Source organism: Clostridium sp. YIM B02506 (assembly GCF_022324845.1).
Lineage (GTDB): Bacteria > Bacillota > Clostridia > Clostridiales > Clostridiaceae > Clostridium_T > Clostridium_T intestinale.
Genome location: NZ_JAKGTG010000037.1, coordinates 1 through 12,571, shown reverse-complemented (window position 1 = coordinate 12,571; position 12,571 = coordinate 1). Strand labels below are relative to the sequence as shown.

Annotated in this window: 11 protein-coding genes; 7 read left to right on the top strand and 4 right to left on the bottom strand. The window is 30.7% G+C overall.

Features of this window, described 5'->3' with window-relative positions:
* Nucleotides 1-28 precede the first annotated feature (28 nt).
* The 6 genes from L1S49_RS20115 to L1S49_RS20090 all read left to right on the top strand — a co-directional run bounded on the left by L1S49_RS20115 (nt 29) and on the right by L1S49_RS20090 (nt 7,972).
* On the top strand, nt 29-1,057 hold the full coding sequence (locus L1S49_RS20115; RefSeq protein ID WP_238907130.1) for an ABC transporter substrate-binding protein: 1,029 nt from the start codon (nt 29-31) through the stop codon (nt 1,055-1,057).
* Between the two features lie 133 nt (nt 1,058-1,190).
* Nucleotides 1,191-2,570, top strand: a complete 1,380-nt coding sequence (gene hydA, locus L1S49_RS20110) for a dihydropyrimidinase (protein WP_238907129.1) — start codon at nt 1,191-1,193, stop codon at nt 2,568-2,570.
* A gap of 188 nt (nt 2,571-2,758) precedes the next feature.
* Complete coding sequence (gene preA, locus L1S49_RS20105; protein ID WP_238907128.1) at nt 2,759-4,264, top strand: NAD-dependent dihydropyrimidine dehydrogenase subunit PreA; 1,506 nt, start codon at nt 2,759-2,761, stop codon at nt 4,262-4,264.
* Between the two features lie 13 nt (nt 4,265-4,277).
* Entirely contained in the window at nt 4,278-5,498 is a 1,221-nt protein-coding gene (locus L1S49_RS20100) for a Zn-dependent hydrolase (RefSeq protein ID WP_238907127.1), read from the top strand.
* A gap of 166 nt (nt 5,499-5,664) precedes the next feature.
* Complete coding sequence (locus L1S49_RS20095; RefSeq protein ID WP_238907126.1) at nt 5,665-6,267, top strand: TetR/AcrR family transcriptional regulator; 603 nt, start codon at nt 5,665-5,667, stop codon at nt 6,265-6,267.
* Between the two features lie 13 nt (nt 6,268-6,280).
* A complete protein-coding gene (locus L1S49_RS20090; RefSeq protein WP_238907125.1) occupies nt 6,281-7,972 on the top strand; it encodes a methyl-accepting chemotaxis protein in 1,692 nt (563 codons plus the stop codon).
* An 86-nt stretch (nt 7,973-8,058) separates the two neighbouring features.
* Here the strand turns inward: L1S49_RS20090 and larA are convergent, their stop codons facing one another.
* The 4 genes from larA to L1S49_RS20070 all read right to left on the bottom strand — a co-directional run bounded on the left by larA (nt 8,059) and on the right by L1S49_RS20070 (nt 11,396).
* Nucleotides 8,059-9,333: a nickel-dependent lactate racemase gene (gene larA / locus L1S49_RS20085; RefSeq protein WP_238907124.1), complete on the bottom strand. Its 1,275-nt coding sequence runs from the start codon at nt 9,331-9,333 to the stop codon at nt 8,059-8,061.
* A 177-nt stretch (nt 9,334-9,510) separates the two neighbouring features.
* The gene (locus L1S49_RS20080) at nt 9,511-9,987 is read right to left on the bottom strand and encodes a hypothetical protein (RefSeq protein WP_238907123.1); all 477 of its coding nucleotides are present in this window, start codon (nt 9,985-9,987) and stop codon (nt 9,511-9,513) included.
* Nucleotides 9,988-10,139: 152 nt separating this feature from the next.
* Nucleotides 10,140-10,724 carry a hypothetical protein gene (locus L1S49_RS20075; protein WP_238907122.1) on the bottom strand — a complete coding sequence of 195 codons (585 nt, stop codon included), beginning with the start codon at nt 10,722-10,724 and terminating at the stop codon, nt 10,140-10,142.
* Between the two features lie 93 nt (nt 10,725-10,817).
* Entirely contained in the window at nt 10,818-11,396 is a 579-nt protein-coding gene (locus L1S49_RS20070; protein ID WP_238907121.1) for a hypothetical protein, read from the bottom strand.
* A 94-nt stretch (nt 11,397-11,490) separates the two neighbouring features.
* On the opposite strand from L1S49_RS20070, the gene L1S49_RS20065 reads away from it, so the two are divergent.
* Nucleotides 11,491-12,399: a YafY family protein gene (locus tag L1S49_RS20065; protein WP_238907120.1), complete on the top strand. Its 909-nt coding sequence runs from the start codon at nt 11,491-11,493 to the stop codon at nt 12,397-12,399.
* Nucleotides 12,400-12,571 lie beyond the last annotated feature (172 nt).

Below are 12,571 nucleotides of genomic sequence, written 5' to 3'. Positions count from 1 at the left end.
TATTTTATTTAAAAAGGGGGATATAAAAATGAAAAAGAAATTATTAACTCTATGTTTAAGCGTAGTAATGATGGGATTAACCCTTGTAAGCTGCGGTACTAAGGCACAAGATACTACAAAGACAGACGGAAGTTTAGATAAGGTGAAACTTCAACTAAAATGGCTTCCTCAGTCACAATTTATGGGATTTTATGTAGCTGCTGAGAAAGGTTATTACAAAGAAGAGGGAATAGATATAGAACTTTTACCAGGTGGAAGTGATATTATACCAGAACAAAATGTATATAATGGGGCAGCAGATATCGGAGTTACATGGGTATCAAGTTTAATGACCTATCAAGCTCAAGGATATGAGTTACAAGAAATAGCACAAGTATTCCAAAAGTCAGGTTTATTATTAGCTTCTAAGAAATCTTCAGGAATTAATTCTCCAACAGATTTAAAAGGTAAAAAAGTTGCTAACTGGTTTGGTGGTAATGAATATGAAATTCTTGCATTATTAGAAAAATACAAATTAAACAAAGATTCAGACCTAAAGTTAGTTCAACAAGATTATACAATGGATCAATTAAAAGAAGGTTCAGTTGATGCAGCTTCTGCAATGACTTATAACGAATTTGGATTGTTATTAGAAAGCGGTATTCCAGAAAGTGATTTAAATGTTATAAACATGAATGACGAAGGTGTTGCGATGCTTGAAGACTGTTTATTTGTAAACTCTGAATGGGCATCTAAAAATAAAGATGTAGTTGCTCGTTTCTTAAAAGCTACTATAAAAGGATGGCAGGAAGCTGTTAAAAATCCAGAAGCAGCTGGAAAAATTGTTTATGAAGTTGATAAATCAGTATCTTTAGAACATCAGGTTTATATGGCTAAAGAAGTAGCTAAACTTGCAGCTCCAGAAGGATTTGACTCAGCTAAAATAGGACAAATAGATATGGATGCAGTTAAACAAACAGCAAAATTCTTAAAACTTTATAATAAAGACTTGGCTAAAGATCCAGTAGTTGATAAAACAACATTTACTTCAGAATACTGGGATGAAGCAACTAAGTAATTAAACTTAAGTTCAGATGAGAGAATTCTCTCATCTGAACCATAAATATACAAGCTTAGTGCGACTTATCATCATCTAAATGGGTGATGTGTAAGTGGCAGTAATGGTATAGATAAATGAAAGGAGAATATGTATGGATTTAATTATAAAAAATGGAATGATTATAACATCAAGTGAGACATATGTAGCTGATATAGCTGTTAAGGGTGGAAAGATAATAGCAATAGGTACAGATTTAGATGAAAAAGGGGCAAAGGTTGTTGATGCTAAAGGAAAGATGATTTTACCTGGGGCTATAGATGTTCATACACATTTGGCAATGCCTTTTGGAGGTACTGTTTCATCAGATAGTTATTTATCTGGAACAAGAGCTGCAGCTTGTGGTGGAGTTACTACAGTTTTTGATTATCCAATGCAAAGAAAAGGTAGTGGTATTTTAGAGACTGTAAAGGGAAGAAGAGAAATGGCTGACCCAGAAGTTTGTGTTGATTATGCCTTCCATTGCATTATAACAGACTTAAATGATGGGAAGATATTAGATGAATTTGAAGAGGCAGTTAATTACGGTATAACAAGCTTTAAATGTTTTTTTGTATATAAAAAAGAAGGAATGATGGTAGATGATGCAACCTTCACTAAAATTTTGTTAAAAGCTAAGGAAACCGGTGCCATAACTAATCTTCATGCAGAAAACCCAGATTTAATTGATTTAAATATTGAAAAGTTTTTAAAAGAAGGAAAAACCTCAGCTTGGTATCATTATTTAAGTAGACCTGAGTATGTTGAGGCAGAAGCAGATAAGAGAGCTGTTCATATAGCAAAATCGGTAGATGCACCGCTTTATATAGTTCATATGGCTGATAAAGAAGGCCTAGAAGCTGCTATAGAAGCTAAAATGGATGGACACGACATATATATAGAAACTTGTCCTCAATATTTAGAATTTACTAGTGAAGTTTATAAAAGAGAAGATGGAAGAAACTTTGTATGTTCACCGCCAATCAAAGGACAAGAAAGTCAAGATGCACTTTGGAAAGCCATTAACACAGGAGCTATAGATACTGTAGCTACAGATCATTGTCCATTCCAAAGTTATGAAAAAGATTGGGGTAAAGATGATTTTACTAAGATTCCTAATGGATGTGCAGGGGTTGAAAACTTATATCCATACATGCTATCTAAAGCAAATGAAGGAAAGTTAAGTTTTAATAGAGTTGTAGAACTATGCTCAACTAATCCTGCTAAAATATTTGGATGTGCGCAGAAAGGTTCTATAACTGTTGGAAAGGATGCAGATATAGTTATATATGATCCAGAAAAAGAGTTCACAATTTCAGTAGATAACATGCATTCAGATTATGATCATACTATTTGGGAAGGTAAAAAACTTAAGGGATATCCAGTGCAAACTTATGTACGTGGAGCTTTGGTATATGATAATGGTGATTTTGTTGGAACACCTGGATCTGGTAAGTTTGTTAAAAGAGTAGGACGTAAATTAAGTGAAACTTGATTCAGGTGGGGTTTGATCCCCAACTGAATGTTAGTTGAACTTATCTAGGGTCGTGCCACTGTTATCTCCCAATTGAAGAAAAGCAGATATTCCAAATTTTATATTTGGCGTAGTCGCTTTCACACAGTGCGTGGGAGTGTTACAGTGGCTAGACATCAGATAAAGATGTATTAAGAGGGGGCAATGAAATGAATAGTTTATTATATAAAGATATTTCACTTAGAGAGGATGTTGCAGGCTGTTTACTTTGTCATGAGGCACCTTGCCGAAAAGCTTGCCCTCATTCAGTAGAAGTTGATAGTATTATTCTTTCTTTAAGATTTGAAAATAAGGCAGGAGCAGTAAACAAATTGCCAGATGTTTTGCCCTGTGATATGTGTGAAACTAAAGCTTGTAAAGATGCCTGTTTAAAAGGTAAGATTAACGATCCAGTTAATATAGATAGAATACTAAAAGGTATATCTAGTGAACAAAAGATAGAAGAAAAAGAGGTTGATTTATCAATAGATTTTTGTGGAGTTAAATGTGAAAACCCATTTTTCCTCTCTTCTTCTGTAGTTGGTAGTAACTATGAGATGGTAGCTAAAGCTTTTGATATGGGATGGTCAGGAGTGGCTTTTAAAACTATAGGTATGTTTGTGCCTAAAGAGGTTTCTCCAAGGTTTACAGCCCTTACAAAAGAGAATGTACCTTTTGTAGGATTTAAAAATATTGAACAGATTTCTGATTACACCTTAGAAGAAAATATTGAATTCCTAAAAAAGTTAAAGAAAAACTACCCAACTAAAGTTATTGTTGCATCAATTATGGGACAAAACGAAGAGGAATGGACTACCTTAGCTAAATTAATGACAGAGGCAGGAGCAGATATAATAGAATGTAATTTTTCTTGCCCTCACATGACGAATAAAGGAGTAGGTTCAGATGTTGGTCAAGATTCAGATTTAGTAGCTCTTTATACAAAGGCTACAAGAAAAGGCACCCATCTACCTATATTAGCTAAAATGACACCGAACATAGGTAATATGGAAGTTCCTGCAATAGCTGCAATGAAGGCAGGAGCAACAGGTATAGCAGCTATTAACACAATTAAAAGTATAATGAACTTAGACTTAGAAACCTTTGAATCGGAACCAAATGTAGAAGGTAAAACAAGTGTTGGTGGATACTCAGGGAAGGCAGTAAAACCTATAGCACTTCGTTTTATTCATAGCATGAGTAGTTGTGAAGCGTTAAAAGATGCAGAGTTTAGTGGAATGGGTGGAATAGAAACCTGGAGAGATTCAGCAGAGTTTTTAGCATTAGGCTGTAAAAATGTTCAGATTACAACTTCTGTAATGCAGTATGGATATAGAGTTATTGAGGATTTAATAAATGGGATGAAGTTATATTTAAGTTCACAAGGATACCATAGTATTTCTGAAATTGTAGGGAAAGCACTTCCTAAAATAGTTCCAGCAGATGAACTAGAGAGGGATAGTATCTGCTATCCAAGATTTAATAGAGAAAAATGTGTAGGTTGTGGTAGATGTTATTTATCCTGTTATGATGGAGGCCATCAAGCTATAAAAATGGATGAAAAAAATAAAAAGCCTATACTTATTGCAAATAAGTGTGTGGGATGTCAACTATGTGTAACTGTTTGTCCAGCTAATGCTGTTGCACCAGGAAAAAGGGTTAATAAAAAAATATAAGGGGGATACTGAGATGTTAACTTGTAGTAAAGAAAGACTTGAAGACAAAATTAAAACTTTTAGTAAGTTTGGAGATACAGGAAAAGGAGGTATTACAAGATTATCTTTATCTAAGGAAGCTCTAGAGGCAAGAGAAGAGTTTTGCAAAAGGTGCAGAACACTCGGAATGGAAATAAAAACTGATGACATGGCTAATATTTATGCAACTATACCTGGTGAAGAAGGACTTCCAGCTATAATGAGTGGTTCTCATATGGATTCAGTTAAGCAAGGTGGAAATTATGACGGTATATTAGGAGTACTTACGGCACTAGAAGCTGCGGAAACTATTGTTACTGAAAAGATAAAACATAAACATCCAATTACGGTAGTAGTATGGACTAATGAAGAAGGTGCTCGTTTTGAACCAGCAATGATGTCTTCAGGAGTTATAACTGGCAAATTTGATAAGGATATTATGTTAGCATCAAAAGATATTGAAGGAATTACATTTAAAGAAGCTTTAGAAGCTAGTGGATATATGGGTGAAATAGAAAACAGAGCTAGCTCAGAGAAGTGCAAGGCTTTAGTGGAATTACATGTAGAGCAAGGACCAGTACTTGAGGATGAAAAAATAGATATAGGAGTTGTAGAAGGGGTTTGCGGAATGATAAACTATGAATTTACATTTATAGGTCAAGCAGATCATGCAGGAACAACACCTATGAAGTATAGAAAAGATGCTTTATATGCAGCTGTTAAAACCATACAATATCTACATGATGAGCTTGATAAACTTGACAGCAAGTTAGTATATACAACTGGTAAAATATCAGCACATCCTAATATCCATACAGTTATTCCAGACTGTGTAAAGTTTACTTTAGATGCAAGACATCAAGATCCAGATGTTATAAGTCAGGTTCTTGATATTATAAATGAAATTCCTAAGGTGGTTGAAAAGTGTGAAGCCAGTTATGAAAAGGCATGGTCACGTAATACAGTTCGCTTTAACCCTGACTTTATAGATTATGTTGAGAAAAATGCAAAAGAATATGGTTATTCTACTAAAAAAATGTATAGTGGGCCAGGACATGATGCTCAATTTATAACAGAAATAATTCCAACAACCATGATTTTTGTACCAAGCGAAAATGGACACAGCCATTGTGAAAAGGAGTTTACTCCACTTGAAAATTGTTTAAAAGGAGCAAACGTATTATTACAAACAATATTAGATATTGATAAAAATTAAATATTAAGATACTAAAAAACTCACAGAATCTAGTTAGATTTGTGAGTTTTTACTTTTTATAGAAATAAATATTTATAAATAAAAATTATTAATTAGAATTGACTATTAAGTAAAAAGATGCTAATATTTTTACAAGAACTAACGATAGGTAGGAAGAGGTGAGGATTTGTCTAAACAAAAAATACTTGATGCTGCCTTTGAATCATTTTCAAAAGGGCACTATAACAGTGTAAGTATTTCTGAGATATCACAAAAAGCAGGGATAAAAAAACCTTCTATCTATGCACATTTCGATAGTAAAGAAAGCTTATTTTTACAAGTGTTTGAAGATGAGTCTTCAAAGATTTATTCAAAGTTTTTAAATCTTATCAATGAGAATAGAGGATGTGATACAAAAGTTATTCTTGAAAATATTTTAATAGAAAGTATTAATTACATAAGAGAGAATAAACCCATTGGAGGATTTTTAGCTTATTTGTTTTTTGTAACATCTTACGATTTACCAGAAAAAATTATTGGTAGAATAGAAAAGTTCAAAAATTTAATGAATGATTTAATTTCTGAAATAATTCAAAATGGAATTAACAAAGAAGAATTAACAAAAGAGGAAATTGATGCTATAACATATTTCTATTATTGTCTCTTACAAGGAAACATACAAATGGAGTTAAATTCGGATATTTTTAATATGGATAAAGTTAATAAAAGTTGGGACTATTTTTGGGAGGGTGTTAGAAATAAATTTTATGGCACACAAATAAAAGCTTAAGGGGGAAAAGAAAGTGGTTAGCAAGTTAAAATTAAAAGGCAAAATTTTAGTAATGACAATATCTTTATTAGTAGTTTTAGGAGTTTCAGTTTTTGGAGTAGTATTTTCTCAAATAAAAAATCTAGTTGTAAATAACTTAAATACTAGCCTTAATAGCTATGTTAATTTGGCAGAGAGTATTTTAGACGAGAAGTACCCTGGTAATTGGAAAGTAGAAGGAGACAAGCTTTATAAAGGAAATACCGTTATAAATAATAATACTGACTTTGTAGATACTGTTAAAGAAGCAACAAATTCACCAACTACAATATTTCTTGGAGATACTAGAGTTGCTACAAATGTAATAACAGATGGTAAAAGAGCTGTTGGAACAAAGGTATCTGAGGAAGTAGCAAATGAGGTTTTAACAAAAGAAAAAGAGTATATTGGATCAGCTAAAGTGCTTGACTCTAAATATAAGGCAAAGTATGTACCAATAAAAGATAGCTCAAATAAGGTTATAGGAATATTTTTTATAGGAATAGAAGAATCAAAGATAAATTCTGAAGTAAATGCTTTAATGCTAACAATAGGAATAATTACTTTTGCAATAGTGGGACTAGCTATCTTAATATCAATATTATTTACTAATTCCATAACAAAAAATATTAAAAAAATTGTATTTTCCTTAAATAAGATTTCAAATGGAGATCTTACGGAAGTTTGCGACATAGATGCAAAAGATGAAACAGGAGATATAGCAGAAAGCTTAAATAGCATGAATAAAAATATATCTTCATTAGTTAAAGAAATCAAAACAACATCAAATTATTTACAAGAAAAAGGAGAAAATTTAACTGCTGTATCAGAGGAAATGGCATCCTCTTCTGAAGAAGTAGCTATGGCAATACAAGGTGTAGCTAAAGGAACTGTAACTCAAGCAGAAGACCTAGTACAAGTATCCTTTGTACTTGAGAAATTTGGTAGCGAAGTTGAAGAAATTGTTAGTGATATTTATGAAATAGATTCAAGTTCTAAATATATAAGTTCTATGGCAAACACAAGTAACGAAGATATGAGTCACTTATTTAACTCCGTTGAAAATATAAATCTTACATTTAATGAATTCATGAGTAAGATAAACCTGCTTGAAGGTAATATATTAAGAATTAATGATATAACAAATGCAATAAATAGTATAGCTGATAAAACTAATCTTTTAGCCTTAAATGCAGCTATTGAAGCCGCTAGAGCTGGTGAAGCTGGAAAAGGATTTTCAGTTGTAGCAGATGAAATAAGAAAACTTGCAGAGCAATCAAAAAATTCTTCAATGGATATAAATAGTTTAATAAACAGTATATCAAAAGATAGTGAGAACATTATTAACTCTGCTGATGGAATGAATTCTGAGCTTAGTAATCAGATAAACATAATAAATACTACTATGGATTCCTTTAAAAATATAATTCAGTCTGTTAATGGTATAATACCGATGATAGAGTCTGTAAATACCTCAGCAATATCAATAAAAAATGAAAAAGATTCGATAGTTAAAAACATAGAATCTTTAACAGCTATATCTGAGGAGGTTTCTGCATCGTCAGAAGAAATAGCTGCATCATCAGAAGAGATGAGTGCTTCTTCTCAAGAAGTTACAAGTACAGCTCAAGATTTAAGTGATATGACTATGAATATAAATAAATTAATAGACAAATTTAAAGTTTAATTATAAAGACACATGTATAGTAGCCATAATTGACTACAAGATATATGTGTCTTTAATATTTTATATAGGTTTATTATTAAAAGTTATTATTTTACTACTACTCCTACGCCGTTTGGAATTACAACAACCTCTGCATCTTTTCCTTTTATTTTATAAGCCATTTCTAAAGCTTCTTCAAATGTACTTGCATGTTTCATGTGCATACTTTTAATCATATCTGGATCGCACATATCAGTAACCATAATTACAGTATAGTTACATAAAATTCTAGCAAGTATTTGAAATTCCCATTGATCAGGAATGGTTTCATTTCGAGGAACAGTTAGTACCTTGTCCAAAAGTTCTTGAGGATTTTTAGCTTGTGCAACATTATCATAAAAAGATTGGCCGCCATGACCATCATTACAGGCAGCTATCATAATAATTACGCCACCTTTTCTACAAGTAGCTTCAGCAGCTGTCATTCCTTTTACAGATTGGTATATATTTTGATCTAAAGGATATCCACCATTACTTGAAACTACAATATCAGAAGGTATGCTTTTTACACTTGAAAGTTCCATTACAAATTTACAACCTTCTTCATGCGCTAGTTTACTATCTCCAGCAAAAGCATTTATAATATTTTTATCTTCATCTATAACAACATTTAATATAAATGCAAGGTTTGCTTTTTCAGCAGCATAAAGCATGTCTTTATGAATAGGGTTGTCCTTTATTATTCCAGTTCTAGCTTTATTACTATTTATAAATTCAGAGCAATGATTAGCCATTATAGTTTTTGCAGAAGCTATTCCAGGTAATATGCTTTTTCTGCCTCCAGAAAATCCAGCAAAAAAGTGAGGTTCTATAAAACCCTCTGATATAAGCAATTCAGTTTCCATAGCTAATTTATTTAAATAAAGTTCCCCGCCAGAAGGTAGAGTTCCAACATTAACTAAGGTACTCTCATCTGTAGAGATATGATTTATTATTTGTTCATTTTCTGCAATTGTTTTACCAAACTTATTAATCATTTCTTCCTTTGTAGTAGGTCTATGAAAACCTGTGGCTATAAGTATTTTTATATTGATACTCGGATTTACCTTTCTTATTCTTTTTAATAATATAGGCATGGTAATTTTACTTGGAACTGGTCTTGTATGATCACTTGTGATGATAACCATGTTATTTTTACCTTTTACTAGTTCTTCTAAAGAATTGCTGCCTACAGGGTTATCAAGGGCTTTGTTTACGATTTCATCTTGAGAAATAGAAGCCCTGTAATTATTTGCTTTCGATTCTAAAATACCTTTTAAATTTTTATCTTCGATAGTTATTTTTAGTGTTTTATTAGAATAAGGGATATCAATTGTATTCATAAATTCTCCTCCTCTTAAAAATTATAGATAACCATATTTTAACACATATAATAAAATATAAAAAAGCCTTGCTAGTAGTACATAAGATTAGCAAGGCAGAGATTTTTAAATATATACTCATATAAAGGTATCTTAGAGTAGATTAAAGCTTAATAGCAAGTTAAAAAGAGATTTAAACTAATCTAGAGTTATAATGTCCTCCTCATTTACTCGTTGCATAGCTCCAAGAACTTTAAATATGCAGCCTACAATTGCTATGTTATATCCTTTACTTATGTTTAAGTTAGGAGTTGGAGTTAGAGGAGTATCTACTATGGCTTCTGATTCAACAATTTCTACATATCTCCTATCTGCAACATTGCCAAAAATAATATAAGCAATAAGTACTAGGCTATTTGATAAAGCAACTAATCTATTTGGGCTAACAGCATTATTAGGTTCAGTTCCTTTTAATCTATTATATATAATTTGTTTATCTTCATGTGCTGAAAAAAGAAGAACTATATAAGCAAAAATAGCAATGTATGCTGCGGCAATCTCTTTATCTATTAATTCTAAATCAAGCTGTACATTACCAGTTTGACGTATAGAAGTGCCATTTATAGAGGAGTTATTTGTAGATCCATTATTTGTAGGGGAATTATATGAAGGCATATATCCATCTCCAAGAATTAATTTAACTACTACTAATATATTAATATATATTAGTAATGTGTACCTTTTTAAATATTAAGAAAAAAGACTTTGGTACTGAATATAGTAACAAAAGTCTTGATATTTAAAATTCTATTAATACTATAGCTTTATTATTTATTATGAATACGATAAATAATTAGGGTTATACATGAACAGAAAATATTTATAAGAATATCAGAAGCAGTGTCGTGTATTCCTCCTGTCAACATATCAGTTTTAAGTATAAGATCTCCAATGTATTCAAACATCTCCCACAAGGTTTCTAAGGTAATGGAAAAGGTAAATGCAAAAATAGTCTTAAATGCAAAAAATCTTTCTTCGCTTATTTCTGCTTCTTTTCGTATAATTCCTTTAATTAAGTTCATACCAATTATAACAGCATAAGAACCAAATGCTCCATGCAATAATAAGTCCCACCACCAAAATTTTTCGTAAAAGTGTAAAATTTCACCCAAATATTGAGCTGAAAAATTAAATGTTAGGGCTATTAGTAGAAAGTTTTTAGGTAATTGAACTTTTTTGACTCTAGCAATAAAGTCAATTATAAATGGAATAGGAAGACAAAGAAAGGCTAATAAAGATAAAAACATATTCTCCCATTGTTTTTCTATAATATTGAATATACAAGTAATTAAAATAATAATTCCAAACAAAATAGCTAATTGTACAGAAATTTTATCTTTTTTATTCTTCATAATTAATCCACCTCGTAGGTAAGTAATATCTCTTTAGTTAATATCTTTATAAACAGAAGAAAATATTCTCATTAACAAAAAAATAAACTGTTATTACATTGCCTCATATTGTAATAACAGTTTATTTATTATTTTATATATTTCTTTCCAATTATACACTCTAGTAATATTATCATTTAGAGGAAGTCTATTGTAGTTCGTATCAATTAGTAGAACCTTGTAGCCAGCATTTGAAAGCTGAAGTGCATTATCATAGCTATCCTCAATAAATATGTCACAATTAAGTTGGTTAGCTGTTTCAACTTTATCTGGTGAACCTAAAACATAAAGACCATCATAAGCAATTTCATTTTTCTTAAGATAACCATGGGTTAACATAGTTAAGCTTTTATCTCTAGCAGTTACAAAATATATATTATTATATATACTAAGTTTATTTATTAGTTTGCGAGCATTTGGTAGAAGTTCTTGCTCAAGATGAATTTGAAATTTATGATTTTCATAAAATTCAGCATAAACACTTTCTTCTACACCTAAAACATTGGGAATTGAATATTCAGTAACTTGTTCTTTAGAAACATTGGTATTAAAATATTTATTAGAAAGATTTAACCAATAATACGCATCAGTTATTGTACCATCAATATCAATACAGATGTTTAAATTTTTCATTTAATCACTCTCCTTATATGATTTATATTATCATTTGGAAGTTAAGGTTTTATTAAATATAGGTTAAATATATATAAGTAAGGATGGTAAAAGTATGCAAATTAATAGATTGTTAGAAATAGTGATGATTCTTTTACATAAAGAAAATATCACAGCAAAAGAACTTGCTGAACGGTTTGGAGTATCTACTAGAACTATTTATAGAGACATAGATGCACTTAGTTTAGCAAATATTCCTATATACACAAACAAGGGGAATAAAGGTGGAATTAGGATATTACCAGAGTTTACTCTTAATAAATCTATTTTTTCAGAAGAAGAGCAATCAGAAATGTTAAATGCCATGCATAATCTTAAGGCTGTTAAATATCCTGAAATTGATGGAGTTTTGACTAAACTAGGAGCTTTATTTAAAAATGCAAACAGTTATAACTGGTTGGAAGTTGATTTTTCTAGTTGGGGAAGTGGGGAAGAAGAAAAAAATAAGTTTAATAAAATCAAAACATCAATTTTAAGTCATAAGGTTATAAGTTTTAATTATATAAATTACGATGGAGAGGAAACTAAAAGAGAAGTGGAGCCTTATAAATTAATATTTAAAGGGCAAGCTTGGTATGTGGTTGGATTTTGTAGAACTAGAAATGCTAATAGAACCTTTAAAATCTCAAGAATAAGAGAACTAATTATAAGAGATGAAGTATTTGATTTTCTAGATGGAGACAACAGGTTTATAGATACTTCTTCCTCAAAGAATACTATGATTAATCTTATATTAAGATTTAATCGTAAAATAACCCATAGAGTTTATGACGAGTTTAAAATTGAAGATATAAATAATAAAAATGATAAATATATAGAAGTTAATACTTCATTTGCAGAGGGGGAGTGGGTATATGGATATATACTATCTTTTGGTGCAGATGTTGAGGTTATAGAACCAGAATATATAAGAGAAGAAATAAAAAATAGATTAAGTGATGCTGTAAGAAATTATTTATTATAAGTAAGTAATAGTTAAATAATTGTTACATTTCCTCGAAAAAAATAAAAAATTTAGTTGAAAAATGAATAAAGAGTAGGCAGAAAAAGTAGACTACCTTAATGAATGGTTGAATGGTTGAATGGTTGAATGGTTGAATGGTTGAATGGTTGAATGGTTGAATGGTTGAATGGTT